This is a genomic window from Mesorhizobium sp. M7A.F.Ca.CA.001.04.2.1 (assembly GCF_003998485.1).
Taxonomy (GTDB): Bacteria; Pseudomonadota; Alphaproteobacteria; order Rhizobiales; family Rhizobiaceae; genus Mesorhizobium; species Mesorhizobium ciceri.
The window spans coordinates 1-25,500 of sequence record NZ_RZQT01000011.1; the positions used below are offsets into that span (position 1 = coordinate 1).

A 25,500-nucleotide genomic window follows, 5' to 3' on the forward strand; every position below is an offset into this window, starting at 1 on the left:
AACCGGCTCGGTGGTTGCAGCGGCTGCCGGCATTTTCCCTTCGCCGGTGATGCACAGGCTGACCGTCTGGCTTACAGTCTGGCCGACCGGCAGCACATAGGGCCATGGCAGCGCCAGCGGCCGGACATAGGTCTTGTAGGACGCGTCCGACCAGTTGCGCTGGTCCTCCATCTCGAAAGTGTCGCCCTCCATCCGGCATTCGGCGACGATGCCCGGCTGAACCTCATGGGTGATCGCGCGCAGATGCTTGAAAGGCTGCCAGGGATCGATCAACAGCGGCAGCTTCGTGGCGACCACGCTGCCGTCGGTATGCTCGACCGTCACCGGGCTGCCGGCGAGACCGGCGATCGGATGCAGGATGCAAAAACCGCAGCGATTGGCCTCGAAATCGCTCTCGGGCAGTGCGCTGACGTCGAAGGCCAGATAGCCATCAGAGGAGCCTTTGATCGTGGCGCGAAAGGCGAGCCGACTTGCGTCCGGCCCGGTGCAGCTTGCCGTATAGCTGACCAAGAAAGCGTCGGCGCCCTGGTCGACGACAAGCTCAGTCAGTTCAGGCTCGTAAGTACCCCAGTCGCGGTCACGCACGATATAGGCGATGGCGCGTAGCACTTCGGTGCCGCCATGCCGAATGGTGCGCAGATTGCCGTTGACGAAGTCGGCGCTGAGCGCGCCTGCGCTGAGCCTGACCGGCTCGGCCTCGACCACGCGCGTGCCGTAAAGGAGGAAGGTATCGGCGGTCATTTCAGCGAGGCGTCGAGTTGCACCGGTTGCCGGCTCGCGGCCCCAGCATAGGCGGCCTCGACCAGCGCGAACGTCTTGAGATTGTCCGCGCCCGAGGTCGCCGGTTGTACGCCCTTTGCCAGGCAGTCTACCCAGTGCTGCTGGATGGCGACGACGCTTTCCTGGATGTTGTGCCAGGGCCGCGACGCCCAGGCCAGCAGCGGCGGCGAGACGTCGGTGACGGCCGTGCCGCTCTTGCCGGTGACGGTCAGCCGGTATCCCTGCGCCAGCCGGATCGTGCCGTCGCTGCCATCGATCTCGATCAGCGTTTCGGGAAACGGCTCGGTGGCGAGCTTCGTCGCGTAGCTGCAGTCGACCACGGAGGTTGCGCCGCTCTTGTGGTCCATCAGCATGGTCGCCACATCCTCGCCGGCAATGGCGGGATTGATGCGGGCGATTCGTGTCGTGATGGTCGAGACGTCGCCGAGCAGGAAACGGGCGATATCGAGGATATGGATACCGAGGTCCTCGATGATGAAGCGCTTTCCCGTCGCCAGATAGGGCTGACCGGAAAACACGTCATACGCCGAGCGGAAGGAGATACGCCCGAAGAAGGGCGTGCCGATCTCGCCGCTATCGAGCACGGTCCGCACCGCCTGGATAGGTGACTGCCAGCGAAAATTCTCATGCACCATCAGCGGAACGCCGGCTTCCGCGCATGCCTTGACCATCGCCTTTGCGTCGGCAAGCGTCGGCGCGAACGGCTTTTGGCAGATCACCGGAACGCGGTGGGCGGCCGCCATTTCGACAAGCGGACGATGGCTGGGCGCGGTGGTGGCGATATCGACGAAGTCCAGGCTTTCGCCGGCAAATAGTTCCGCCGCGTCGGTATAGCGCTTCGCAATGCCGAACTGGTCACCGACGATCCGCAACCGTTCCGGGTCACGGTCACAGATGGCGATGATCGAGGCGCCCGCTATGTCGCGCCAGGCATGCATCTGGTTGACGGCAAAGAAGCCGCAGCCGATCAGCGCTCCCCGCAGTTCCGCCATGCTCAGCCTGCCTTTGCCATCTGCATCAAGGTGACACGTTGCTGAAGCCGGCGCTGTGCCTGGTCGACGACGACGGCGACGATGATGACGAGGCCCTTGATCACCATCTGCCAGAACGAACTCACGCCCATCATCACCAACCCGTCCGAAAGGATGCCGATGACGAAGGCGCCCACGATGGTGCCGCCGATCGTACCGCGGCCGCCCGACATCGAAGTGCCGCCAAGCACCGCCGCCGCAATGGCGTTGAGCTCGAAGCTTTCGCCCGTCGCCGGATGCGAGGCCATCAACTCGGACGAGATGATCAGGCCGACGATCGCCGCGCAGAAACCGGAGAACATATAGACGAACATCTTGACCATGTTGACCCGGACGCCCGAAATCCGCGACGCCCGTTCATTGCCGCCGACGGCGAAGATATGGCGACCGAGTGGCGTGTACTTGGCGAGATAGGCGGCTCCCAGTGCAACGACGATGAGGATCCAGATCGCCACCGGCAGGCCAAGCAGCCGACCGGCCCCGAGGAAGCCGAAGCCGGTGGTGCCAAGCTCCGGCTTGCCGACGAGGTTGGGAAAGGTGCGGCCATCCGACGACAGCAGCGCCAGGCCGCGCGCGACATAGAGCACGCCGAGCGTGGCGATGAACGGCGCGACGTTTAGCCTGGTGATCAGCAAGCCGTTGACGGCGCCGATCAATATGCCGACGGCAAGCGTGATCAGCGCGATCTCAAAGACGTTGAAATAGATGGTGTAGCCGATCTGCAGGTCGATGCCGTTGAGCACGAGATACCCGGCCACCATACCGCACAGGCCGACGATCGAACCGACCGAAAGGTCGATGCCGCCGGTGATGATGACGAAGGTCATGCCCATCGCCAGGAACGCATTCAGCGCCACGTGCTTCGACATCAGGATCAGATTGGCGGTCGACAGGAAATTCGGCGCCGCGATCGAGAAGAAGATCAGCACGGCGATCAGCGCAATGAAGGTCCTGAGCTTCATAACTGTCAGCAGCACCGAGCCGCTGGAAGCGGAGGGAGCGGCCGCTTTGGCTGGGATGTCAGTCATGGGCGGTGCTCTCCGTATGTGGGGCTGGTCCGTGGCCAAGCGCCGATGCGGCGACGAGTGCCGCCTCCGTCGCCTCAGTGCGGTCGAACATGCCGGTCAGTTTTCCGTTGCTCATCACTGCGATGCGGTCCGACAGCGCAATCACCTCATCGAGATCGGAGGTGGCGAACAAAATCCCCAAACCGTCGCGGGACAGTTTGCGCATGGTGCGGAAGACGTCGGCCTTGGCGCCGACATCGATGCCTCGGCTGGGCTCGTCCATCAACAGCACCTTGGGTTCGGTGAGCAGCGCCTTGCCGATCACCACCTTCTGCTGGTTGCCGCCCGACAGCGACGACACCTCTTGCGCCGGGTCGGCGACCCTGATCGCCAACTCCCGCACCACCTGCGTCACCGCCTGCCTTTCGTCGGCGGCACGGATGTGGAACAGGCGGGCAAAGCGCGACAGGCTGGCCAGCGTCAAATTGCTGGCGACCGAAAGGATCGAGACAAGCCCTTCGCGCTGGCGATCCTCGGGGATCAGCGCCAGCCCGCGCCGGATGCGCCGCGTCGTATCGCGCTCCTTGACCTTTCTACCGCCAATGAAGATGTCGCCGGTCGAATGGTCGTGGCGGCCCATGATGCAGTCGAACAGTTCGCTGCGCCCGGCGCCCATCAAGCCGTATATGCCGAGGATCTCGCCGGCACGCAGCGACAACGAGACATGGTCAACGGCAAGTCCGCCGGTGGCACGAGGCAGGCAGATCTCCTCGGCACGAAAAATCTCTTCGCCCGGAAGATGGCCGTCGGCCTTGGCGAAGTCCTTGGCGTCGGAGCCGATCATCTGGCGAACGATCCACTGCGTGTCGACGTTCTTCATCTCTTCCTGGCCGGTGATGCGGCCGTCACGCAGCACGGTGATGTAGTCGCCGATGCGGATCAGCTCTTCGAGCCGGTGCGAAATGTAGACGATGGCCACGCCGCGCGCCTTGAGGTCGGCGATCACCTTGAACAGGATCTCGACTTCCGCTGCACTCAGCGCCGAGGTCGGCTCGTCCATGATCAGGATGCGTGCATCGAGCGAAACCGCCTTGGCGATCTCGACCAGCTGCTGCTGGCCGATGCGCAGATCCTCGACCAGCATGTCGGGCCGGATGCCGGCCTGTAGGCGTTCCAGAAATTCCGCAGCGCGGTTTTCCTGTTGCGCGTGGTCGATTTTGCCGAAGCGGTTGGTGATTTCTCGGGTGGCGAAAATATTCTCGGCGACGCTCATATTGCCGAACAGGTTCAGCTCCTGGAACACCATGCCGATGCCACGGTTCACCGCATCACCGGATGACGAGAAGGAAACCTCTTCGCCTTCCAGCAGGATGCGGCCGGCGGTCGGCCGTTCGACGCCGGCGATGATCTTCATCAGCGTCGACTTGCCGGCGCCGTTTTCGCCGACCAGCACGTTGACCGCGCCCTTGCGCACCTCGAAATTGGCGCGCTTGACCGCAACGGTGCCGGAATAGACCTTGGAGACGTCCTCGAGCTTCAGAATGATTTCGCGCTCCGCGATCGCGCTCATGGCTTCGGCCCGATCTCTGCCTCCGCCGGCGTCACCAGCGGCAGGTCCTGGCCGCTGCCCAGCGTGTAGGCGCCGAGCACCTTGGCGCTGCGGCCTTCCAGCGCCTCGCGCGGCAGCTTCGACAGCACCATCTTGTCGGCATAAGCGTTGAAAGCCTTGCCGAACTGGGCGAAGTCGATCTGGTTGGTGAAGTCGTTGAACTGGATGAAGTCCAGGCTGTCGCGCAGCGCGGTACCGCGCACCGCCGGTCCGATCTGCACCCGTGCATCGGCTTTGCCGTCGCCGTCGACATCGACGTCGACCGTTGCCGCACGCGACTGTGTGTTGGCCGCGATAATCTTGCCTTCCAGCCGAACCGCGAAAGTCCAAGGCGAATTCGCCTGCTTGTTCGGATTGCCGTATTTGGCGCCGGCAGCCGCTGGGTCGGTTGTCGCCAGGGTGTGAACCTGCGCAAACGGTCCGGCTTTCTGCTGGAGATAGGGCACGACCTTTGCCGCCCATATCTCTTCGACCATCTTGTCTGGATTGAAGGTGGCAGCGTTGTTGCCGTCGTCCGATTTCGTCGGCAGGATCTTGCAGGCGGTCAGGCTGATGCCGACCATCACGGTAAGGATCGGCCAGTTCGGCTTGGTGTTCAGCATGGCGGCCTGTCGTTCAGCATCGTGGGCGGCCCACGGAAAATGGCGGCGAGGGGCGATCCTGGGTTCGCCCCTCGCTATTCAAATCACGCTGGCTCAGTTCGTCAGCGCGAAGGTCTCCAGCTTGGCGGCATTGTCGCCATTGACCAGAACGCAGTCCATCAATTGCTTTTCCTTGGCCGGCGACTTCTTGTTCTTGATGAAGTCGTTGGCCTGCTCGACCGCCATCTGCGCCTGCGCGAAGGCGGGCTGCAGCACCGTTGCCTTGATGCCGCCCGAGGTGATGGAGTCGCGAACATCGTTCGATCCGTCGAAGCCGACGACGATGACATCCTTGCGGTTCGCCGCGGCAAGTGCCGCATAGGCGCCCATCGCCATCGTATCGTTGCCGGAGATCACGCCCTTGATGTCGGGGTTGGCCTGCAGGATCGATTCCATCTTGGAATAGGCTTCCGTCTGGCTCCAGTTGGCCGACTGCTGGGCGACCATCTTCAGGTCCGGATAGTCGTCGATGACGTCGTGATAGCCCTTGGAACGAATGCCGGCATTGGTGTCGGATTCCTTGCCGACCAGCTCGACGAAATTGCCCTTCTCGCCCATCAGCTTGACGAATTCCTGCGCGCCGAGCTGGGCGCCCTGGTAGTTGTTGGAGACGATCTGCGCGACGGCGACGCCGGTGGCGTTGATCTCGCGGTCGATCAGGAAGGACGGAATGCCTGCGTCCTTGGCTTTCTGTACCGCGGCGACGGTGGCGTCGGCGCCGGCATTGTCGAGGATGATCGCCTTGGCGCCGCGGCCGATCGCGGTGTCGATCAGCTCGGACTGCTTGTTGGCGTCGTCGTCATGGACCAGCACCAGCGCCTCGTAGCCGAGTTCCTTGGCCTTGGCTTCGGCGCCGACGGCTTCCGCCTTGAAGAACGGATTGTCGTGCGAGGGCGTGATGATGGCGATGAGATCCGCCGCGTAGGCGGGCACGGCCGTGCCAAGCGCCAGCATGCCGGCGAAAGCCGCAAGCGTCATTCTGCGTGTAAGTTTCATGAAGTCCTCCCGTTTGAAAAATTGCCTTGGTTACCCAAAGCATCTGTCGGCATCCGAATTCGTCAGGCGGCGCGGGCGGCGGATCGCTTCCGGGCTAAAGAGCCGTTTGCCGGCTTCCCCTCCACGGATCGTTGCTCCCCAGCCATCCTCCACTCGCCCAGGCATCGTACTCCTGCGAAAACCCTGTCGATCCGAGCCATGAACAGCTAAGCCAACTGGTATGATGAGTCAACCACGAATTCAGGTGATATGTACCTGATGAGCTACGATGCCGAGCGTCGCAACGGTACGGCGACGTCGCGGCGCTGCGGCAGCGCCTCTCCTCTTCAGGTGATACGCTGAATGCTGGCGGCGATCTCTTCCGGCTCGAACACGCGCTTCCAGTCGTCCCGCATCAGCACCGGCTTGCCGAACTCGATCGCCTTGTTGCAGGCATCCGAGAAAACGCCCTTGGTCTCGCCGAAAATGACGGCGCCCAGCACGTTCATATGGCCGAGCAGGAAGTCGAGCGCCGCCTGCTGGTCGACGCCGCGTGCCACGACCTCGTCGACGGCTTCCTTCATGACCACCAGCAACGAGGCGCACACCGTCTCCGAAAGCCCGGGTTCCAGCAGCGCCATCTGTTCGACGCTGACGCGGTGCGAACGCATGACCGGCGCCCAGATGATCTTCGCGATCGCCTCGCCCTTGGCGTAATCCTCTTCCGGCCCCTGCATCAAGGCGCTGACCATATGCTGCTTGGCCTTGACGCCGCCGAAATAGTCCTTCTTTGCCGCCATGTCTGTTTCGTCGTTGAAGATCGGCGGATGGCAGGGGTGGGTGACGAAATAGGTGAGGTCCGGTCGATTCGGCAGGTGGCCGGCGAAGGGTGCCGCCGCGTCGAGCACCACCACCATGGTGCCCGGCGCCAGCTTGCTCTCGATGCTGCTCGCCACCTTGCCGATATGCGTGTCGGGAACGGCCAGGATCACCACATCGGCGCCCTTGAGCGCTTCGTCGGCGCTGACCGCATCGAAACCCAGCCCGGTCTTCAGGCGCTCCTTGCCGGCATCGCTGACCTCGACATGGCGTATTGTGTAGGGCGACCCGCGAAAATTGGTCGACAGGCGGTAGCCCATTTTCCCGCCAGCCCCGAACAGCGCAATCGTTGTCATCTGGTCACCACTCCTGTTCTTCGCCGACGGCATAGCCCGTCGTCAACTGATCAACTGGTATAATCACGCTACCAGATTTTGGCAATCCGATAATGACCATGCGATGCGTTCGCCGCGTCATCGGCTGCCGCCGGCAAGCTCCAGCACGAGAACAATGGATGGCGCGCTCGGGATATGACCTCTAGATCACCAGAAGAAGCCCGCGCTTGCTCGCTGAGTGCGCATGAGCGCTGCTCTGCCATCCCCAGAAATAGGAGGCATGTGATAAGGGTCGGAGGTCGGGCCGGGCGCTACTTCAAAAGATCGACCAGCATGTCGAAAGCCGCATCGATATCGCCGCGAACCGCCGCCTGAACTGCCTGCTCGTCCCGGTCGCGCAGGGCCGCAAACATCTGTTGATGGTATGTGTTCGCGGTCGAGTAGGATCCATGCAGCATATTGAAATAGGGGCTGATCTGCAGCCATAGATCCTTGATGATCTTGAGCAGGGTTTCGGATCCCGCTGCTCGGTAGATTGCGAAGTGGAAGGTATAATTCGCCCTGAGATAGGCCTTTACGTCGTCCGCGCCATTCGCGCGTTCCAGTGAGTCCAGATCGCGCGCGAAAATCGCAAGATCCGCATCACTGCGGTTCTGTGAGGCCCAGCCGGCGGCGATGGCCTCTATCTCAAAACGTACATTGCGCAAATCGGTGAGCCGCTCGCGGCTGAGCGCCGGAATACCAATGGAGCGTCCGGATACCACGGTGAGCGCGTTGGCTGCCGTCAGGCGCCGCAGCGCTTCCCTGACCGGCATCGGACTGACGCCAAAGGCGTCGGCGAGGCTCTGAACCGTGACCATCTCGCCCGGCACGATGCTGCCGTCGAGGATCAACTCGGTGACCTGGTTGTAGACCCGGTCCTGCAGAGTTTCCTTGGACAATGGAATGATCTCGACACCAGGCTTCCTGAACGCCGATCCAGCCATCTCCGGTCAACCTTCCCGCCCATGGGCGACACTATTGCTTGTGCCGGAATGCAAGGTTCGTGGTGCCACGTCAAGCGGCCGACATAGCCCGTTTTGATATAAACGATTCCATCATTGATATTTGATCAAATCATGATACGGTCGCTGGCATCGAATGACAAGGGTTTACGTTTTGTACCCTTGGGAGGCATTCGGTCGTTCTGTTTGGGAGGAGTTCCACATGGGTATCGGATCGAAAGTCCGGCGGCTCGCGCTGCTGGCCGGCATGGCTGCGTGCGCCTTCGGCCTGTCCGCCGCGCAGGCCGCCGAGAAGCACAAGATCTTTCTCAGCATGAGCTACATCGGCAATGATTGGCAGGCGGAGGCGGCCAACATGGTCAAGGCCATGGCCGCTCATAAGAGCCTGGCCGACAAGGTCGACCTGCAGGTCCAGGTCGCTGGCCCCAACGCGCAACGCCAGATTCAGCAGATCAACGCAATGGTGCAAAGCGGCGCCGAAGCTATCGTCGTGTATCCGATCTCGCCGACCGCGCTCAACCAGGTCGTCAAGAATGCCTGCGACAAGGGTGTGAAGGTCTTTGCGTACGACGCCGAGATCACCGAGCCTTGCGCCTACAACGTCCACATAGACCAGCTGGAAGCGGGCAGGGTGACCGCCGAATGGCTGGTCAAGAAGCTCAACGGCAAGGGCAACATCATCGCCATCACGGGCGTCCCGGGAACATCCGTTGACGATCAGCGGACAAAGGCCGCCAAGGAAGTCTTCGCCAAGTATCCTGATATCAAGATCGTCGGCGAGGCTGTCGGCATGTGGAGCCAGGCGGTCGCCCGCACCGAACTTTCGAAAATCCTGGCCACCCGCAATTGGGACGACATCAACGGACTGTGGATGCAGGTCGGCTGCTTCACCGCCAACTCGATGCAGCTCGAGGCTGGCAAGAAGACCAGCGAACTCCTGCCTTGCGCCGGCGAAGGTTCCAATGGCGGCCGCATCCAGATGCTGCCGGAGGGCACCGAAGTCGAAGGTGCCGCTCCTCCTTATGCACCGGCGGGCGCACAACGCATTTCCTATGCCTCGCCGCCTTATTCGGGTGCGCTGGCGCTGAAGCTTGCCGTCGAGGCGATCGAAGGCAAGGACGTGCCGAAGACCACCATCCTGCCGCTGCCGGTCGTTACCAATGAGACGATCAAGCTGTGCGACGAAGGCACATGGGCGGAGATGAAGGCCGGCTGCAACGCCTTCAAGCCGTCGCTGGTCTCCAATCCGGGCTGGTTTGCCTCGATCTTCTCGGACCAGACACCCGAGGTCGGCCTTAATGCTGCCCTCGTCGGACAACCGGAGAACTAAGCCTCCCAAGGCCCGTGTGACGATGCACGGACAACTGTCCGTGCGTCGTCAATCCATGCCAAGCCGGCGATCGAGGACAATGACAGAACACTCCGAGCTCCCCGCCGTCGAGATCGACGGCATCAGCAAGGCGTTCGGCCCGACCGTCGCGCTGGACGGCGTGTCGTTTGCGATCGCGCCCGGCAGCGTCCATGCCCTGCTCGGTGAAAACGGAGCCGGCAAGTCGACACTGGTGAAGCTGCTGTCCGGGCTGGTCCGGCCGAGCCAAGGCCATGTCCGTGTCTTCGGCAAGGAGATCGCTTACGGCGCACCGCGCGCAGCACATGCGCTCGGCATGCAGACAGCATTCCAGGAGATGACCCTGGTGCGCGATCTCTCCGTGCTCGACAACATGCTGCTGCCTTACGCCCCCGTCGGCATCTCCGGCCTGATCCGCCGCGGTGCCGCCCGCAAGGCCGTCCGCCGCCATATCGAAGATCTCGGTTTTTCCGTCGATCTCGATGCCGAGGTGAGCGAGCTCGAGCTTTCGGTGCGCCAGAAGATCGAGATCGCGCGCGCCGTCTACCGCAAGCCGCGCATCCTTTTGCTCGACGAACCGACCTCGACGCTCGCCGGACGCGACGTCGACTGGCTGGGCGACATCATCGCCAGGCTGAAGGTGGCAGGCACCACCATCGTCTTCATCACCCACCGCATGCGCGAGGTCCGCGCTTTGTGCGACACGCTGACGATCCTGAGAAACGGCCGCCACATCGTCACCGCGCCGGTCGCCGATGTCTCGGATGCCGACGTCATCGAAAAGATCATCGGCCGCAGCATCGAGCAGACCTTTCCGCCCAAGCCGGACAGCGCCCAGGCCTTCGGTCCGCCGGTTCTGGGCGTGCGCGACCTCAAGGTCGGACGCAAGCTCGACGGCGCGGGCTTCGATCTGCGCAAGGGCGAAATCCTCGGCGTCGCCGGGTTGCAAGGCATGGGCCAGCAGGACCTGTTCCTGGCCTGCTTTGGCATGGCCGAGATCGAGCGCGGCCACATCCTCGTCGACGGCCGCAAGGTCTGGCTCGGTTCGCCGGCCGATGCCTTGCGCCCCAACATGGCCATCGGCCTGGTGCCGGAAGACCGCAAATCCGAAGGCCTGTTCCTGAAACTGTCGGGCAGCCAGAACGCCACGCTGCCGGTGATATCGCGCTTCACACGGCTAGGCCTTGTCGACGCGCAAGCCGAGACCCGCTCCGTCGAGGCGGCATTCGCCACTGTCGAGGTCGACCGCCGCGCGCTGTGGACGCGGGCCGGTGCGTTTTCCGGCGGCAACCAGCAGAAGATCGCCATCGCCAAGTGGCTGGTGGCGCAGAGCCGCATCCTGCTGTTGTTCGATCCCACCCGAGGCATCGACGTCGGCACCAAGCACGAGCTTTATGTGATGATGCGAAACTACGTGGCTTCGGGCGGTTCGATCCTGCTGCACTCGACGGAGATCCCCGAACTCGTTCACCAATGCGACAGGGTGCTGGTCCTCTATGACGGGCGCATCGCCGCCGAACTCGAAGGCGACGCCATCACCGAACCGGCCATCATGCGCCCGGCGCTCGGCCATGCCGGGGAAGCCGCCGCATGAGCAGCGCAGCAGCCTCATCCCCTGTTCCCGGCGGCTTCGGACTGCGCCGTGCGCTGGTGCGCAATCGCGGCGCGCTGATCGCCGCGGCCGTCCTGGCGATCCTGCTCTTCGTCGTCGACTGGATCAGCGCCGGGCCGCTGACCTATTTCGATGTGTCGTTCCTGTCGAGCGGCGGCGCCACCTCGGCGCTCGCGGCGATCGGCCAGACGATCGTGATCCTGTCGGGCGGCTTCGACCTGTCCGCCGGCGCGGTGATATCGCTGGTCAATGCCGTGCTGGCATCGAGCATGGATCCGATGGCGCCAGGCGCAAGCATCCTTCTGTGGACCACCGTCGGCATCGGCGTCGGCATGGCGGTGGGCGCCTTCAACGGCTTCTTCATCGCGGTGCTGCGCATGCAGCCGATCGTGGTGACGCTGTCGACCATGTTCATCCTGCAAGGCGTCACGCTGCTGGTGATGGACAAGCCCGGCGGCTTCGTGTCGCCCGATCTCGGCACCTTCTATCTCGGCGACGCGATCGCCGGCTGGCTGCCGATGCCGCTGGTGGTGATCGGTGTCGTCCTGCTCGCCTGGTTCTGGCTGAAGGGAACCCGCTTCGGCACAGCACTCTACGCGCTTGGCAGCGATCCGGAGTCGGCCGCTTCCGTCGGCATCAATGTCGTTCTGGTGCGCTTTGCCGTCTATGTCATCGCCGGCGGCTGCTATGGCCTTGCCGGCGTGTTCATCAGCGCCCAGACCGGCAGCGGCGATCCGCTGGTCGGCAATCCGCTGCTCTTGTCGATGTTCGCGGCGGTCGTCGTCGGCGGCACGCGCCTCGGTGGCGGGCAGGGCGGTCCGGTGGGCTCTGTCTTCGGCGCCTACATCCTGATGATCGTGGTGAACATCCTGCTGGTGCTCAACGTATCGGCCTATTATGCGACCATCGCCGAAGGCACCATTCTGGTGCTGGCAGCACTTGCCGGCTCGATCTCGCATGCATCGGTGCTTGCCGTGCAACTGCGCGCCGCGCGTGCCCGGCTCGCCGCCTGGCGCGCCGGCATATTGCCCTCGCAGCTCGAGCGCGTGGACCGGCGTCTCAAGATCGCCGAGCCAGCCCATGCCCAGCGCAGTCCGGCATCGCCGCGCCCTGCCTTCCATCTGCGCAATGCGGAAACGCTGCGCTATGCGCTGCCGGCCTATGTCTGCCTGCTGCTCATCGTGCTTGTCACCCAGATCTGGCTCGGCCGCGCCATCCTCAATCCGGGGTACTGGAATTCGCTGCTGGTGCTATCGTCCTTCCTAGCCGTCCTGGCGCTCGGACAGGGAACCGTCATCCTGACCGGAGGCCTCGATCTCTCCGTGCCGTGGACGATCGGCATCTCCGGCATCATCCTGGCGGGCATGGTCAACGGCTCCGACGCCGCCCTTGTCTACGCCTTGCCGGTCGTCTTGGTGATGGCCTGCGCCATCGGCTTCGCCAATGGTTTCGGCATCGTCTATCTCGGCATCTCGCCGATCGTCATGACGCTCGCCACCAACGGCATTCTGCAAGGCTGTGCGCTGCTCTATTCGCAGGGAACGCCGGCCGGGTTTTCCTCGCCGATGCTGCGCTGGGTCATGACGGCCAAGCTCGCCGGCCTGCTGACTCCAATCGTGCTGCTGATGGTCGTCTTTGTCGTCGCAGCGGTACTCCTGCTTGGCCGCACCCCGTTCGGAAGGCGCGTCTACGGCATCGGCAACGGGCTGCGCGCGGCGCGCTTGTCGGGCATCGGCGTCGAGCGCACGCTGATCCTGGTCTACATGCTTTCGGCCGTCTGCGCGGCTGTTGTCGGCGTCATGCTGACCGGCTTTTCGGGTCAGGCGAGCCTCGGCATGGGCGACGACTATCTATTGCCGTCGATCGCCGTGGTGGTGGTCGGCGGCGCGCTGATCACCGGCGGGCGCGGCCACTATCTCGGCATGCTCGGCGGCGTGTTGTTGCTGACGGCACTGCAGATGCTGCTCGCCGGCACCACGCTTCCCTATGCCACGAGGGCAATTCTTTACGGACTGGTCGTTCTGGGCGCCGTCATGGCGCTGCGCGAACGGCGGCTGCAATGAGAAGGACAGGACCATGAGCACAAGGGCGCCGGCATCGGCGGACGAATTTTTGACCGGGCTGAAAGGCCAGCGCGTGCTGGTGACGGCGGGCGCAGGCGGCATCGGGTTTGCCATAGCCGACACGCTGTCACGCCTCGGCGCCCGCATCGTCGTCTGCGACGTTTCCGACGAGGCGCTGGCCGCTGCTCCCAGCAAGATCGACCTGGTCGCGGCGGTCAAGGCCGACGTCTCGCGCGACGAGGACGTCGACCGTCTGTTCGAGGCGGTCGAGAAAAAACTCGGCGGGCTCGATGCGCTGATCAACAATGCCGGCATTGCCGGGCCGACCGGCGGTGTCGACGAGATCGATCCGGCGGACTGGCGGCGCTGCATCGACATCTGCCTGACCGGCCAGTTCCTGTGCGCCCGGCGCGCGGTGCCGCTGATCAAGGCGGCGGGCGGCGGTTCGATCGTCTCGATGTCGTCGGCCGCCGGCCGCCATGGCTACGCCTTCCGCACACCCTATTCGGCGGCCAAGTTCGGTGTCATCGGTTTCACGCAAAGCTTGGCCAAAGAGCTCGGGCCGCACGCCATCAGGGTCAACGCCATCCTGCCCGGCATCATCGAGGGCCCCCGCATCGAAGGTGTTATCTCGGCGCGCGCCAAGCAGGTCGGTATCAGCCACGAGGAGATGACCGGACGCTATCTGCAGAACATCTCGCTGCGCCGCATGACCAGCCCTTATGATGTCGCGTCGATGGTCGCCTTCCTGCTCTCCGATGCGGGGATCAACATTTCCGGCCAATCGCTCGGCGTCGACGGCAACGTCGAAACACTTTGAGGAACAAACCATGGCCAATGTCGCGATCGTCGGAAGCGGGTTCATCGGGCGGGCCTGGGCGATCAGCTTCGCCCGCGCCGGCCATGACGTGCGGATGTGGGACCAGTCGCCCACTGCCACAGGTGGAGCCCGCGACTACATTGCCGGCGTGCTCGGCGATCTCGCCGCGAACGATCTTCTGCGGGGACAGCAAGCCGGTGAGGTTCTTGACCGTATCTCCGTTGTCGCCGAGCTTGAAGAGGCGTTGGCAGGTGCCGTGCATATCCAGGAGAACACGCCCGAGAATCTCGAGGTGAAGCGCAAGGTGTTCTCCTTGATCGACACGCTTGCCGATCCGCAAACAGTCATCGCCAGTTCCACCTCGGCGCTGTTGCCGTCGAAATTCACCGACCATCTGCAAGGGCGGCAGCGCTGCCTGGTCGTGCATCCGATCAACCCGCCCTATCTCATTCCGGCGGCCGAAATCGTGCCGGCGCCGTGGACCTCGGCCGAGACGGTCGAGAGAACCCGCGCCTTCCTCGTCGACGCCGGCCACGCGCCACTGGACATGCAGCACGAGCTTGACGGCTTCATCATGAATCGCCTGCAAGGCGCATTGCTTGAGGAAGCTTTCCGGCTTGTCGCCGATGGCTACGCCAGTGTCGAGGATGTCGACATCGGCATCCGCGACGGGCTGGCGCTGCGCTGGTCGTTCATGGGGCCGTTCGAGACCATCGATCTCAATGCACCCGGCGGCGTGCGCGACTATGTCGAGCGCTATCAGGGCATCTATTCCAACATCTTTCCCCAGACGCAGCGGCGCGTCGACTGGGCCGGCAAGGTCATCGACACGGTCGAGGCTGATCGCCGCAAGCGACTGCCACAGCAAAGCCTAGGCGACCGGCAGGTGTGGCGTGACCGCCGGCTCATGGCGCTCGCCGCCCACAAGAGAAAATCGGATCAGGAGTTTGGAGAATGACGCAAACCAGTCGCAAGCCGGGACCTGCACGGACCAGGGGCAAGGTCATCATCACCTGCGCGGTGACGGGCGCCATCCACACGCCGACCATGTCGCCCTATCTGCCGATCACGCCCGACCAGATCGCTTCGGAGGCGATCGCGGCGGCGGAAGCCGGTGCCGCGATCCTGCATCTGCATGCCCGCGATCCGGAAACCGGCAAGCCCGACCAGACGCCGGAGGCCTTCGCCCGCTTCCTGCCGCGCGTCAAGCAAGGCACCAACGCCGCCATCAACATCACCACCGGTGGCAGCCCCTACATGAAGGTCGAGGAGCGCGTGCGCCCGGCCGCCCAGTTCAAGCCGGAAGTCGCCTCGCTCAACATGGGCTCGATCAATTTCGGGCTCTATCACCTGGCCGACAAATACGAGACCTTCAAGTTCGATTGGGAAAAGCCGCATCTGGAAGCGACGCGCGACCTCGTCTTCCGCAACTCATTCAAGGACATCGAGTACATTCTGGCGACCTGCTACGACAACGGCACGCGCTTCGAGTTCGAGTGCTACGACATCGCCCATCTGTACAACCTTTCCCACTTCGCCGACCGTGGGCTGGTGAAGCCGCCTTTCTTCGTGCAGTCGGTGTTCGGGCTGCTCGGCGGCATCGGCACGCATCCAGAAGACGTTGCCCATATGAAGCGCACTGCCGACCGGCTGTTCGGCGACCAGTTCCGGTGGTCGGTACTGGGCGCCGGCGCCAGCCAACTGCGCATCGCCGCGCAATCGGCGGCCCTTGGCGGCAACATCCGCGTCGGGCTGGAGGACAGTCTGTGGGCGGGCAAGGGCAAGCTTGCCAAGTCGAACGCCGAGCAGGTCTTGCTGGCCCGCAAGATCATCGAAGGACTCGGCATGGAGGTGGCGACGCCCGACGAGGCACGCGAAATCCTGTCATTGAAAGGCGGGGACAAGGTCGCTTTCTGAGGCGGCCCGAGCAATCGCCGCGAGACGCAAAACGGAGGAGGACGGCATGAAGATCGAAGTCGTGGTGGACGTGAAGACCACACTGGGCGAAGGACCGCTGTGGGACGTCGAACAGGAACGACTCTACTGGATCGACAGCTTCGACGGGCGCGTGTTTCGGGCGACCGCCGACGGGCGCGAGATCCGGTCATGGGACGTGCCGATGAAGATCGGCTCAATGGCGCTGCGCAAGGACGGCGGCGGCGCTGTCGTCTCGCTGCAGCGCGGCTTCCATCTGCTCGATTTCGCCACCGGCGAGGTGACGCTGATCCACGATCCCGAGCCGGACAAGCCGATGAACCGGCTCAACGACGGCAAGGTCGACCGGCGCGGCCGTTTCTTCGCCGGCTCCATGGATACGATGGAAGAGGGGCCGTCCGGCGGTCTCTACAGGCTCGATCCGGATTTTTCCGTCACCCGGATCGATTCCGGCATCATCTGCTCCAACGGTCCATGCTGGAGCCCCGACGACCGCACCTTCTATTTCGCCGATACCTGGACCGGCGAGATATGGGCCTACGACTACGATATCGCCACCGGTGCCGCCACCAACAGGCGTACCTTCGTGCGCGTCGACACCAGCCGAGGCGGTGCGGCGGACGGCTCGACCGTCGACGCCGAGGGCTATCTCTGGAATGCGCTGGTCTATGACGGAAGGCTGGTGCGCTACGCGCCCGATGGCAGCATCGATCGCATCATCGACATGCCGGTCAAGAAGATCACCAGCGTCATGTTCGGCGGACCGAAGCTCGACACCCTCTACGTCACCTCGATGGCCAAGCCGCCGCTGCCGCGTTTTCCCGGCGACGGCGTTTTGCGCGGCAGCCTGTTCGCCATCACGGGCCTTGGCATCAAAGGCGTTGCGGAACCGCGCTTCGGCGGCTGACGCCAGGCAAGCGAAGCGCCCGTAGCATACGCGGATCAGGCCTTGGCGCGCAGGAATCCCTCATTAAGAATGTGGCAGCACGTCCGTGGCGTCTGCTCTTCACCCAATGGCACAATGAGCGGTCGACGGATCATTGGCCAAAGAGGTCCGGGCGGGCCACGTTGAGCCGTTGAACCGTGCGAAGCACTTCGCGCAAATGCGCCGCCATACGCGCGCCTGCCTGCTTTGCCTCGCCGGTCTCCACGGCCTCGAAGATCGCCACATGCTGAGCGAGCAGCGTTTCGAGGTGGCCGGGCTCTGGCAGGCTCAGATAGCGCACACGGTCCATCTGCAGCTTGACCACCTGGATCACCCGCCAGCTCTTGGGCAGGCCGGCCTCTTCGCAAAGGCTGCGATGGAAGCCCTCGTCGAGCTCGAGAAAAAGCTCGCGGTCGCCCTCGGCCACTGCCTTGGCCTGCTGGGCAAGGTTCACCCTGCCTGCCGCGATGAAGGCGCTCGAACCGTGGCCGGCCAGCTTCTGCACGACGGAGACTTCGAGTGCCTCGCGAATGAACTGCGCTTCCTCGACGTCACTTAGGCGGATCGGCGCGACGAAGCTGCCGCGTTGCGGCAGGATGTCGATCAGCCCTTCATCGGCAAGCCGGATCAGCGCCTCGCGCACCGGTGTACGGCTGACACCGAGCTGCTGGGCAAGGTCCTGTTCGCTGAGCGCCTCCGACGGCAACATCGCCAGCGTCGTGATGGCGCGGCGCAGGCGCTCGTAGATCTGCGGCGAGATCGGCATGCGATTGTTGACCGGCTCCAGCACCCGCGAGGGTTCGCGCTGACCGGCGTTCTTCGGCCTGGCAGCACTGCCTAAAAATCTGGTCGCCCCCGAAAGCTTGGTCCCCATGACGAATCCGTTGCTGTGAATGGCGCTGCACTGCTCCGGTCATGACACTGCGCACGTCCCAACTCAAGCGGCAAGCAGGATTGAAGCTCTGTTGACATACTACCATGGTAGTGTGTATGACGCCAGAAGGCTAGGGGAGAGGAGCCGGTATGAAGATCACGGACATCAAGGCGACCACCATCACCGTTCCGCTGGAAGCAGCCTTGCGGCACAGCAACGGTACGCATTGGGGACGCTTTGTCCGGACCGTGGTCGAGGTCGAGACCGATGAGGGCATTGTTGGGCTCGGCGAGATGGGCGGCGGTGGTGCCGGAGCGGAACTCGCCTTCGCCGGCCTGAAATCTTACCTGGTCGGCCATGACCCTTTCGATCTCAACCGCATGCGCTACGCCATCTGCAATCCGACGGCGTCGCTCTACAACAACCGCACGCAGCTCCACGCAGCGCTGGAATTCGCCTGTCTCGACATCATCGGCAAGAAGCTCGGCGTGCCGGTTTACCAATTGCTTGGCGGGCGCGTACGCGACCGGATCGGCTTCGCCTCCTATCTGTTCTTCCGTTATGCCGACCGCCGCAGCGGCAGGGGCGAGGTCCGCACCATCGATCAATTGCTCAAGCATGCCCGCGCGCTCAAGGCCGAACATGGTTTTCACGCCCACAAGCTCAAGGCCGGCGTGTTTCACCCCGACTATGAGCTGGAGTGTTTCAGGGCGCTCGCCGCCGAATTTCCTGCCGATACGCTGCGCTATGATCCGAACGCGGCGCTGTCGGTCGAAGAGGCGCTGCGTTTCGGCCAGGCCATCTCCGATCTCAGGAACGACTACTTCGAGGATCCGACCTGGGGCCTTGCCGGCATGCGCCGCTTGCGCGAGAAGCTCTCCATCCCGCTGGCCACCAACACCATCGTCATCGATTTCGAACAGCTCGCCACCAATGTGCGCGACCCTGCGGTTGACGTGATCCTGCTCGACACCACTTTCTGGGGCGGCATCCGCGCCTGCGTGCGCGCGGCGCAGATCTGCGACACGTTCGGCCTCGGCATTGCCGTGCATTCCTCTGGCGAACTCGGCATCCAGCTCGCCACCATGCTGCATCTTGGCGCTGTGCTGCCCAACCTCGTCTTCACCGCCGACGCGCATTACCACCACCTTGCCGACGACATCATCGTCGGCGGCAAGATGCGCTATGAGAATGGTGCGATCGCGGTGCCGGAGGCACCGGGCCTCGGTGTCGAGCTCGATCGCGACAAACTCGCAACCTATGCCGAGCTCTATCGCTCGCTGGGCGGCTACGCCTACGACCGCGATCCTGGCCGTCCGGGCTGGTATCCGCTGCTGCCCAACACCAGTTTCGCCGACCATTTGAACGATGCCGTGCCCGATCTCGGGCTGGGCTGACATTTTTCGTTCGAAAGGATCGGCGGGAGGACGCTATGACTTTCAACCGGAGGAGAACAACAATGAGCAGGACCACAGCCTTATTCGTTGCAGCCATGCTCGGCTGCACCAGCTTTGCAGCGCTGGACGCGCGCGCCGATGACGGCGTCGCCAAGGGCGACACTTCGGCCAAGAAGATCGCCTTCAGCAATTCCTACGCCGGCAATTCCTTCCGCCAGGTGATGATAAAGAGCTTCGAGGAAATGGGCGCCAAGGCCGTGGCCGACAAGCAGGTCGCCGCAACAGCCGTCGTCAGCTCGAACAATTCGGTGACCGAACAGGCCAGCCAGATCGAGAACCTGATCCTGCAGGGCTACGACGCGATCATCGTCCTTGCCGGCTCCGACACCGCACTCAACGGCGCCATCAAGGATGCCTGCAATGCCGGTATCACGGTCGTTGCCTTCGCCAGCGGCGTCACCGAGCCTTGCGCCTATGTCGTCGACTACAACCTTGACTCCTATGCCAAGGCAGAACTGGATTTCATCTCCAGCAAGCTCGGCGACAAACCGGCCAACATCTTCGAGATCCGCGGTATGGCCGGCGACGGTTTCGACAAGCGCCTGCATGAGGGCGTCGAGAAGGCGATGAAGGCGCACGCCAGCTACAAGGCTGTCGGCGAGGTCTATGGCCAGTGGACGGCGACCGTCGCGCAAAAGGAAGTGTCGGGCATCCTGCCGTCGCTGCCTCAGGTCGATGCGGTGCTGACGCAGGGCGGCGACGGCTATGGCGCGGCGCAGGCATTCAAGGCCGCCAACCGGCCGCTGCCGATCATCATCATGGGCAACCGCCAGGACGAATTGGCGCTGTGGAAGCAGGAGCATGACGCCAGCGGCTACGAAACCTTCTCGCTGGGTGCCACGCCCAGCGTCTCCCAGGTCGCGTTCTGGGTCGCGCAGCAGATTCTGGCCGGCAAGCAGGTGCCGAAATTCGTCGAGGTGCCGCTCTTGCAGATCAATCAGCCTGACCTTGACGCCTGGCTGAAGACGGTTCCCGCAGGCGGCGTCGTCAATGCTGAATATCCGCAAGAGCTGGTGGCCAGGATCATCGACGCCAACGCTAAGAAAGAGCCTCTGCCGGGCGTTCCCGCGCCGAAATGAGCAGCATGGCCGAATGATGAACGATCCCACGTCGTCCAAAAAGGACGCAGCAGAGACAGGCGATGCCGACAGCGCCCTTATCGAGGTGCGCGATGTCCGCAAGCACTATGATGCCGTGCATGCCCTGGGCGGCGTGGATTTTCATCTCAAACCCGGTGAGGTCGTTGGCCTCGTCGGCCACAATGGCGCTGGCAAGTCGACGCTGATGAACGTGCTTGCCGGCACCGTCGAGCGCAGCGGTGGCAGCTTTCGCCTCGGCGGGTGTGAGATCGGTGCCTGGAGTGCGGCCAGCGCCCAGCAGGCCGGGCTGCGCTGCATCTTCCAGGAACTGTCGCTCTGCGCCAATTTGACGTCGGCGGAAAACACCCGCATCGTGCACAGGTCCTTGCGTGGGTTGGGCTGGCGGCGGCGCGCGCGCCAGGTGATCGGTCCGGTGCTGGACGAGATCTTCCCTGGCCACGGCATCGATCTCGACAGGAAGGTGGCCGACCTGCCGATCGGCGAGCGACAGATGGTCGAGATCGCCCGCGCCTTCACGCAAACCGGCATCAAATTGCGCGCCGTCATCCTCGATGAGCCGACCTCGGCGCTCGGCCACGAGGCGACGGAACAATTGCTTGCTCATATCCGCCGCGCGGCAGGACGCGGTATCGCCTGCATCCTGATCACCCATCGCCTGAACGAGATCCTCGCCGTCTGCGACCGCACCGTCGTCATGGTCGACGGCAAGGTCGTCGCCGAGCGGGCGACTGCAGGCCTGTCACGCGCCGCGCTTGTCGAACTGATGGGCAGCATCGAGCGGCCACGCGACCGCTCCGCCGGCAAGGCGGCCTCAGTGCAAGCTCCAGTGATCCGGCATGCGGGTCGCGACGCCGCTGATCTGACCATCGAAGTCGGCAAGGGCGAGATCATCGGTTTCGCCGGGCTCGACGGCCACGGCCAGCGCGAGCGGCTGCGCGCGATGTTTTATGCCGCGCGCCGGCAGCGCGAGGCCTTGCCGGGTGCCTATGTCGCCGGCGACCGCGGCTCGGAGGGCGTGTTCTCGCTATGGTCCATCGCCGACAATCTGACCATCCGCAGCCTGAATGCGCTGACCCGGGGCGGCATGATTTCAAGCGCTGCCGCCCGCAAGCTGGCCGAGACCTGGTCGGACCGGCTCAAGGTCAAAGCGCCTTCGATCGACACGCCGATCCTGTCGCTGTCCGGCGGCAACCAGCAGAAGGTGCTGTTCGCCCGCGCGCTGGCGTCGGATGCGCAAGTGATCTTCCTCGACGATCCGATGCGCGGCGTCGATGTCGGCACCAAGCAGGAGGTCTACCGGCTGATCCGCGCCGAGGCGGAGAACGGACGCTCCTTCGTCTGGTACACGACCGAGCTTGAAGAGCTGACCAATTGCGAGCGTATCTATGTCTTCCGCGAGGGACGCGCCGCGACCAGGCTGGAAGGCGACGCCATCGAGACCGGCCGCATCCTGCAGGCATCGTTCGGAGGCGAGCATGTCTGACGCCGTAGCCCGTGCTCCCGCCCGATCGTCCTCCAAGGCGCGCCCGGCCTTGCTCAATGCCTTGCAGGTCGGCCTGCCGGCGATCGCGCTGCTGGTCATGCTCGCCATCATCTTCAGCATTCGCCCGGCGGCGATGAGCTATTTCGGCTTCCACCTTCTGTTCAAGCTCTCGGTGCCGCTGGTGTTCGCCGCGCTGGCACAGATGATGGTGATCATGCTGGGCGACATCGACCTGTCGAACGGCGCCTTTGTCGGGCTGATCACCTGCGTCACGGCGCTCTATCTCGGGGATGCACCTGCGCTCGCGCTGTTGTGCTATCTGGTCCTGATCGCCGCCTATGCCGGCTTCGGCCTGCTTATCCATTCGCGGCAACTGCCGTCGATCATCGTGACGCTGGGCATGTCCTTCATCTGGCTCGGCATCGCCGTGATCCTGCTGCCGGCGCCGGGTGGCTCGGCGCCGGCATGGCTGGCTTCCTTCATGAGTTGGCAGCCGCCTTTGATGCCGCTGTCGATCTGGCTGGCGGCACTGGCGGCGCTCGCCGGCCATCTCGTCATCTCGCGCTCCTCCTATGGCGTGGTGTTGCGCGGCGCCGGCGGCAATCCGCGCGCCGTCGAGCGCGCCGGCTGGTCCGTTATCGGCATCCGCGTCGCTGTCTATGCCGCCGCCGGCCTGCTCGCCTGTCTGGCCGGGCTGACGCTGACCGGCCTCACCACTTCGGGCGACGCCAATGTCGCGCCGGCCTATACGCTGCTCGGCGTCGGCGCGGTGATCCTCGGCGGCGGCGCCTTCACCGGCGGCGTCGTCTCGCCGGTCGGCACAGTGATCGGTGCGCTGACGCTGTCGCTCGCGGGCTCGCTTCTGTCCTTCCTGCAGGTGCCGCCGACATGGCAGATCGGTGCCCAGGGCGTCATCCTGTTTCTCGTGCTGGCCGGGCGCGTGCTTTTGTCGGAGCGGGCGCGATGACCCGAAGATTGAGCCTCGCCCCGTGGACCTACGGCTTCATCGTGGCGCTCGCAATGTGGGTGGGGACATCAGCCTATTCCGGTATAGGCAGTGCCGGCGCCACGCTGTCGGGCGCGCTCGCCTTCGGTGCCTTCAGCGTTGTGGTGGGAACCGGGCAGATGTTCGTGGTCGCCTCCGGGCCGGGCAATATCGACCTGTCCGTGCCATCCGTGCTGACGCTGGGCGCCTATGTGTCGATGACGGTCATGCAAGGGTCCGACGGCATGCTGTTGCCTGGCCTGCTTGCAGCACTTGCCGTCGGCGCCGTTGCCGGGGCCGCGAACTTCCTTGCCATCGTCGCGCTCAGGCTGCCGCCGATCATCGCCACGCTCGCCTGGAGCTTCGTCTTCCAGTCGCTTGCCTTCAATCTCGGCGGCCAGGCGACGCTCAAGCCACCGGCAGGCCTTTCCCGGTTCACCTCGATGAGCCTTGGCGGCGTTCAATTCATGCCGATCGCGGTGATGGTGCTGACGCTGGTCGCCATGGTCGTCCTCAAACGCACGGTCTGGGGCCGGCAATTGCTGGCCACCGGCCAGAGCGAACCGGCGGCGCGGCTTGCCGGCATCAACGTCGCACGGGTGCGGTTGATTGCCTATATGCTGTGCGGCACGGCGGCGGCGCTCGCCGGCTTCCTGCTTGCCGGCTTCAGCGGCGGGGCAGCACTCAACATGGGTGACGCCTATCTGATGGAATCGATCGCCGTGGTGGTGCTTGGCGGCACCAGCGTCGCCGGTGGACAGGCCAACGCGGTCGGCATATGGGGGGCAGCGTTGTTCTTCAACCTGATGTCCACCATGCTCAACACCTTTGGCATCCAGGCAGGCGTGCGCTTCCTTTTGACCGGTGTGCTGATCATCCTGATCGTCGCTCTCGTGCCGAGGCCGCGCGTCAGATGACATCCGCCACTGACACGCTCGCCGGGCTGTTCGAAACAAAGGCGGTTTCCTTCGTCGACCTGACGCATCCGATGAAGCCGGGCATGCCGGTGTGGCCGACGCACCCGCATTTCTGCCAGGAGATGGTGGAATCCTATGATCGCGGCGACGTCGCCTGCAACCACGCGTTGGCCATGAGCGAGCACACCGGCACGCATTTCGACGCGCCGGTCCATTTCGTCCGCGGCGGCGTTGCCATCTCGGACATTCCGGTCGAGCGCTTCTTCGGCCGCATGGTGACGATCGACGCGCGTGGCTGTCAGCCCGGGCAGGCGGTCGAGCCGGATTCTATCTTTGCTTTCGAGGCCGAACATGGCCTTATACGGCAGGGTGACGCCGTGTTCTTCCATTTCGGCTGGGACCGGCACTGGGACGATCCGGCTGTGTTTCTCGCCGACTGGCCCGGCCTGTCGCGGCAAGCAAGCGAATTGCTGGTCGAGCGCGGTGCGCGCATCGTCGGCTCGGACTGCCTGTCGATCGATTGTTTCGGCAGTGAGGATTTCCCGGCGCACAATACACTGCTTTCAGCCGGCATCCTGATCGGCGAGAATTTCGCCCGGCTTGGGGAAGTGCCACCACTGTGCTTCCTGATCAGCTTGCCGCTGGCGATCGAAGGCGGCAGCGGATCGCCGCTACGCGCCATCGCGCTGGTCGAGAGCTAATTCCGGCTCATGAGAAGTCCAACTGGACCTTCAGCGTTCGCTGCGGTTCCTTCTCGATAAGGTCGAAGGCGGCGCGTGCATCCGCCGCCGCGAAGACCTGCGTGATCATGCCTTGCGGGTCGAGCCGCTTGTCGGCCAGCCATTCGACGACGCGCGGCAACAGCCGGCGGTTCAGGCGCGAGCCGACGATGGTCAGTTCCTTGCGCACCACTTCCTGCTGGCTGAGATTGGATGGGGCATCGGAAAAACCGAGCAGGCCGATGCGGCCCGCCGGGCTGGCCAGCCGGCAAGCCTCGTCAAGAAGTGCGGGAATGCCGGCGCCGTCAATGACCAGCGTCGGGCCAAGACCGTCATTTTCACCGCGCACCGCGGCCGGCACGGGATCGCGCACGGAGTGGATCACCCTGTCGGCACCGAAGCGGAGCGCTCGCTCGAGGCGGGCTTCGTCGATATCGGCCACGATGCAGCGTGCGCCCTTGAGCTTGGCGACCTGCAGGACAGTGACGCCGACCGTGCCGGCGCCATAGATCAGCACCGTGTCCTCGGGTCCGCAACCGGTACGATCAAGCACATTGGCGGCGATGGAAAACGGCTCGGCCAGTGCCGCCAGCCCAAACGGCATATCTCCTGGAACCGGTATGGCATTTGCCGCAGGCACCGCTACGAAGGCGCGAAAACCGCCGTCGCGGTGAACGCCCATCACTTCGAGGTTGGCGCAGACATTGGAGCGGCCGACCCGGCAGGGATAGCAGTGGCCGCACGACACCACGGGATCGACCACCACGCTGTCTCCCACCGCTATGCCGGTCACATCGCGTCCGAGCGCGGTTACGGTGCCGGCGAATTCATGGCCGATGATGCGCGGATAGACGGCGAACGGGTTGGAGCCGTGCAGGATGTGAATGTCGGAGCCGCAGATACCCGCACGGCTGACATGGACGACGACTTCGCCGGCGCCGGGCTCTGGCATGGTGCCCTGCCGGACTTCCAGCGACCGCGGCGCGCGAACGAGAACTTCAAGCATGGTCTCACCACTTGTATACTAGTCGACCAGTGACTCAACTTCGTTGTGCAGTCAA

Annotated in this window: 22 protein-coding genes and 1 pseudogene; 13 read left to right on the forward strand and 10 right to left on the reverse strand. The window is 64.0% G+C overall.

Translation table 11 applies throughout. The features are described 5' to 3' along the window. From EN955_RS05695 to EN955_RS05735, 8 genes and pseudogenes are all read right to left on the reverse strand, one after another. Positions 1-741 (reverse strand): annotated as a pseudogene (locus EN955_RS05695) (hypothetical protein); the annotation flags it as partial. Beyond that, positions 738-1,772: a Gfo/Idh/MocA family oxidoreductase gene (locus EN955_RS05700; RefSeq protein ID WP_013533060.1), complete on the reverse strand. Its 1,035-nt coding sequence runs from the start codon at positions 1,770-1,772 to the stop codon at positions 738-740. The pseudogene EN955_RS05695 and the gene EN955_RS05700, both read right to left, overlap by 4 nt. Positions 1,773-1,774: 2 nt before the next feature. Further along, entirely contained in the window at positions 1,775-2,839 is a 1,065-nt protein-coding gene (locus EN955_RS05705) for an ABC transporter permease (protein WP_024502456.1), read from the reverse strand. Next, positions 2,832-4,388: a sugar ABC transporter ATP-binding protein gene (locus EN955_RS05710; RefSeq protein WP_024502457.1), complete on the reverse strand. Its 1,557-nt coding sequence runs from the start codon at positions 4,386-4,388 to the stop codon at positions 2,832-2,834. The genes EN955_RS05705 and EN955_RS05710 overlap by 8 nt, the downstream gene beginning before the upstream one ends. Beyond that, entirely contained in the window at positions 4,385-5,029 is a 645-nt protein-coding gene (locus EN955_RS05715) for a DUF2291 family protein (RefSeq protein WP_024502458.1), read from the reverse strand. Before EN955_RS05715 ends, EN955_RS05710 begins: the two co-directional genes overlap by 4 nt. A 93-nt stretch (positions 5,030-5,122) precedes the next feature. Continuing rightward, entirely contained in the window at positions 5,123-6,064 is a 942-nt protein-coding gene (locus tag EN955_RS05720; RefSeq protein ID WP_024502459.1) for a D-ribose ABC transporter substrate-binding protein, read from the reverse strand. 326 nt (positions 6,065-6,390) lie between these two features. After that, positions 6,391-7,218, reverse strand: a complete 828-nt coding sequence (locus EN955_RS05725) for a phosphogluconate dehydrogenase C-terminal domain-containing protein (RefSeq protein WP_024502460.1) — start codon at positions 7,216-7,218, stop codon at positions 6,391-6,393. Between the two features lie 290 nt (positions 7,219-7,508). After that, positions 7,509-8,183, reverse strand: coding sequence for a GntR family transcriptional regulator (locus EN955_RS05735; RefSeq protein ID WP_013533053.1), 675 nt, complete (start codon positions 8,181-8,183; stop codon positions 7,509-7,511). Between the two features lie 220 nt (positions 8,184-8,403). On the opposite strand from EN955_RS05735, the gene EN955_RS05740 reads away from it, so the two are divergent. The 7 genes from EN955_RS05740 (at position 8,404) to EN955_RS05770 (ending at position 16,886) form a co-directional block, all read left to right on the forward strand. Continuing rightward, positions 8,404-9,531 carry a sugar ABC transporter substrate-binding protein gene (locus EN955_RS05740; RefSeq protein WP_013533052.1) on the forward strand — a complete coding sequence of 376 codons (1,128 nt, stop codon included), beginning with the start codon at positions 8,404-8,406 and terminating at the stop codon, positions 9,529-9,531. 79 nt (positions 9,532-9,610) lie between these two features. After that, positions 9,611-11,143 (forward strand): sugar ABC transporter ATP-binding protein, encoded by a 1,533-nt coding sequence (locus tag EN955_RS05745; protein WP_024502461.1) that lies wholly within the window; start codon positions 9,611-9,613, stop codon positions 11,141-11,143. Beyond that, a complete protein-coding gene (locus tag EN955_RS05750) occupies positions 11,140-13,224 on the forward strand; it encodes an ABC transporter permease (protein ID WP_024502462.1) in 2,085 nt (694 codons plus the stop codon). The genes EN955_RS05745 and EN955_RS05750 overlap by 4 nt, the downstream gene beginning before the upstream one ends. A 13-nt stretch (positions 13,225-13,237) precedes the next feature. Then, positions 13,238-14,044 carry an SDR family oxidoreductase gene (locus EN955_RS05755; RefSeq protein ID WP_024502463.1) on the forward strand — a complete coding sequence of 269 codons (807 nt, stop codon included), beginning with the start codon at positions 13,238-13,240 and terminating at the stop codon, positions 14,042-14,044. A gap of 10 nt (positions 14,045-14,054) precedes the next feature. Further along, positions 14,055-15,002, forward strand: coding sequence for a 3-hydroxyacyl-CoA dehydrogenase (locus EN955_RS05760; RefSeq protein WP_024502464.1), 948 nt, complete (start codon positions 14,055-14,057; stop codon positions 15,000-15,002). Continuing rightward, on the forward strand, positions 14,999-15,961 hold the full coding sequence (locus EN955_RS05765; RefSeq protein ID WP_013533047.1) for a 3-keto-5-aminohexanoate cleavage protein: 963 nt from the start codon (positions 14,999-15,001) through the stop codon (positions 15,959-15,961). Before EN955_RS05760 ends, EN955_RS05765 begins: the two co-directional genes overlap by 4 nt. A 46-nt stretch (positions 15,962-16,007) precedes the next feature. After that, complete coding sequence (locus EN955_RS05770) at positions 16,008-16,886, forward strand: SMP-30/gluconolactonase/LRE family protein (RefSeq protein WP_024502465.1); 879 nt, start codon at positions 16,008-16,010, stop codon at positions 16,884-16,886. 130 nt (positions 16,887-17,016) lie between these two features. Here the strand turns inward: EN955_RS05770 and EN955_RS05775 are convergent, their stop codons facing one another. Beyond that, a complete protein-coding gene (locus EN955_RS05775; protein ID WP_081714232.1) occupies positions 17,017-17,778 on the reverse strand; it encodes a GntR family transcriptional regulator in 762 nt (253 codons plus the stop codon). Between the two features lie 149 nt (positions 17,779-17,927). Between EN955_RS05775 and EN955_RS05780 the strand changes: the two genes are divergently transcribed. The 6 genes from EN955_RS05780 to EN955_RS05805 all read left to right on the forward strand — a co-directional run bounded on the left by EN955_RS05780 (position 17,928) and on the right by EN955_RS05805 (position 24,421). Continuing rightward, positions 17,928-19,175 carry an enolase C-terminal domain-like protein gene (locus tag EN955_RS05780; protein ID WP_024502466.1) on the forward strand — a complete coding sequence of 416 codons (1,248 nt, stop codon included), beginning with the start codon at positions 17,928-17,930 and terminating at the stop codon, positions 19,173-19,175. 62 nt (positions 19,176-19,237) lie between these two features. Then, the gene (locus EN955_RS05785) at positions 19,238-20,314 is read left to right on the forward strand and encodes an ABC transporter substrate-binding protein (protein WP_024502467.1); all 1,077 of its coding nucleotides are present in this window, start codon (positions 19,238-19,240) and stop codon (positions 20,312-20,314) included. A gap of 13 nt (positions 20,315-20,327) precedes the next feature. Further along, complete coding sequence (locus EN955_RS05790) at positions 20,328-21,818, forward strand: sugar ABC transporter ATP-binding protein (protein ID WP_024502468.1); 1,491 nt, start codon at positions 20,328-20,330, stop codon at positions 21,816-21,818. After that, positions 21,811-22,785, forward strand: coding sequence for an ABC transporter permease (locus EN955_RS05795; protein ID WP_024502469.1), 975 nt, complete (start codon positions 21,811-21,813; stop codon positions 22,783-22,785). The genes EN955_RS05790 and EN955_RS05795 overlap by 8 nt, the downstream gene beginning before the upstream one ends. Next, positions 22,782-23,720, forward strand: a complete 939-nt coding sequence (locus EN955_RS05800; RefSeq protein WP_024502470.1) for an ABC transporter permease — start codon at positions 22,782-22,784, stop codon at positions 23,718-23,720. Before EN955_RS05795 ends, EN955_RS05800 begins: the two co-directional genes overlap by 4 nt. Then, entirely contained in the window at positions 23,717-24,421 is a 705-nt protein-coding gene (locus tag EN955_RS05805; protein WP_024502471.1) for a cyclase family protein, read from the forward strand. The genes EN955_RS05800 and EN955_RS05805 overlap by 4 nt, the downstream gene beginning before the upstream one ends. Positions 24,422-24,428: 7 nt before the next feature. On the opposite strand, the gene EN955_RS05810 is transcribed toward EN955_RS05805, so the two are convergent. Next, positions 24,429-25,445, reverse strand: coding sequence for a Zn-dependent oxidoreductase (locus EN955_RS05810; RefSeq protein WP_024502472.1), 1,017 nt, complete (start codon positions 25,443-25,445; stop codon positions 24,429-24,431). Positions 25,446-25,500: the final 55 nt, after the last annotated feature.

What these genes read in the sequence shown, in the direction of transcription:
- EN955_RS05700 (WP_013533060.1), bottom strand. Translation starts at nt 1,772, where the DNA reads ATGGCGGAACTGCGGGGAGCGCTGATCGGCTGCGGCTTCTTTGCCGTC.
- EN955_RS05740 (WP_013533052.1), top strand. Translation starts at nt 8,404, where the DNA reads ATGGGTATCGGATCGAAAGTCCGGCGGCTCGCGCTGCTGGCCGGCATG.
- EN955_RS05795 (WP_024502469.1), top strand. Translation starts at nt 21,811, where the DNA reads ATGTCTGACGCCGTAGCCCGTGCTCCCGCCCGATCGTCCTCCAAGGCG.
- EN955_RS05810 (WP_024502472.1), bottom strand. Translation starts at nt 25,445, where the DNA reads ATGCTTGAAGTTCTCGTTCGCGCGCCGCGGTCGCTGGAAGTCCGGCAG.
- EN955_RS05770 (WP_024502465.1), top strand. Translation starts at nt 16,008, where the DNA reads ATGAAGATCGAAGTCGTGGTGGACGTGAAGACCACACTGGGCGAAGGA.
- EN955_RS05755 (WP_024502463.1), top strand. Translation starts at nt 13,238, where the DNA reads ATGAGCACAAGGGCGCCGGCATCGGCGGACGAATTTTTGACCGGGCTG.
- EN955_RS05790 (WP_024502468.1), top strand. Translation starts at nt 20,328, where the DNA reads ATGATGAACGATCCCACGTCGTCCAAAAAGGACGCAGCAGAGACAGGC.
- EN955_RS05715 (WP_024502458.1), bottom strand. Translation starts at nt 5,029, where the DNA reads ATGCTGAACACCAAGCCGAACTGGCCGATCCTTACCGTGATGGTCGGC.
- EN955_RS05785 (WP_024502467.1), top strand. Translation starts at nt 19,238, where the DNA reads ATGAGCAGGACCACAGCCTTATTCGTTGCAGCCATGCTCGGCTGCACC.
- EN955_RS05800 (WP_024502470.1), top strand. Translation starts at nt 22,782, where the DNA reads ATGACCCGAAGATTGAGCCTCGCCCCGTGGACCTACGGCTTCATCGTG.
- EN955_RS05775 (WP_081714232.1), bottom strand. Translation starts at nt 17,778, where the DNA reads ATGGGGACCAAGCTTTCGGGGGCGACCAGATTTTTAGGCAGTGCTGCC.
- EN955_RS05750 (WP_024502462.1), top strand. Translation starts at nt 11,140, where the DNA reads ATGAGCAGCGCAGCAGCCTCATCCCCTGTTCCCGGCGGCTTCGGACTG.
- EN955_RS05765 (WP_013533047.1), top strand. Translation starts at nt 14,999, where the DNA reads ATGACGCAAACCAGTCGCAAGCCGGGACCTGCACGGACCAGGGGCAAG.
- EN955_RS05760 (WP_024502464.1), top strand. Translation starts at nt 14,055, where the DNA reads ATGGCCAATGTCGCGATCGTCGGAAGCGGGTTCATCGGGCGGGCCTGG.
- EN955_RS05710 (WP_024502457.1), bottom strand. Translation starts at nt 4,388, where the DNA reads ATGAGCGCGATCGCGGAGCGCGAAATCATTCTGAAGCTCGAGGACGTC.
- EN955_RS05725 (WP_024502460.1), bottom strand. Translation starts at nt 7,218, where the DNA reads ATGACAACGATTGCGCTGTTCGGGGCTGGCGGGAAAATGGGCTACCGC.
- EN955_RS05745 (WP_024502461.1), top strand. Translation starts at nt 9,611, where the DNA reads ATGACAGAACACTCCGAGCTCCCCGCCGTCGAGATCGACGGCATCAGC.
- EN955_RS05805 (WP_024502471.1), top strand. Translation starts at nt 23,717, where the DNA reads ATGACATCCGCCACTGACACGCTCGCCGGGCTGTTCGAAACAAAGGCG.
- EN955_RS05720 (WP_024502459.1), bottom strand. Translation starts at nt 6,064, where the DNA reads ATGAAACTTACACGCAGAATGACGCTTGCGGCTTTCGCCGGCATGCTG.
- EN955_RS05780 (WP_024502466.1), top strand. Translation starts at nt 17,928, where the DNA reads ATGAAGATCACGGACATCAAGGCGACCACCATCACCGTTCCGCTGGAA.
- EN955_RS05735 (WP_013533053.1), bottom strand. Translation starts at nt 8,183, where the DNA reads ATGGCTGGATCGGCGTTCAGGAAGCCTGGTGTCGAGATCATTCCATTG.
- EN955_RS05705 (WP_024502456.1), bottom strand. Translation starts at nt 2,839, where the DNA reads ATGACTGACATCCCAGCCAAAGCGGCCGCTCCCTCCGCTTCCAGCGGC.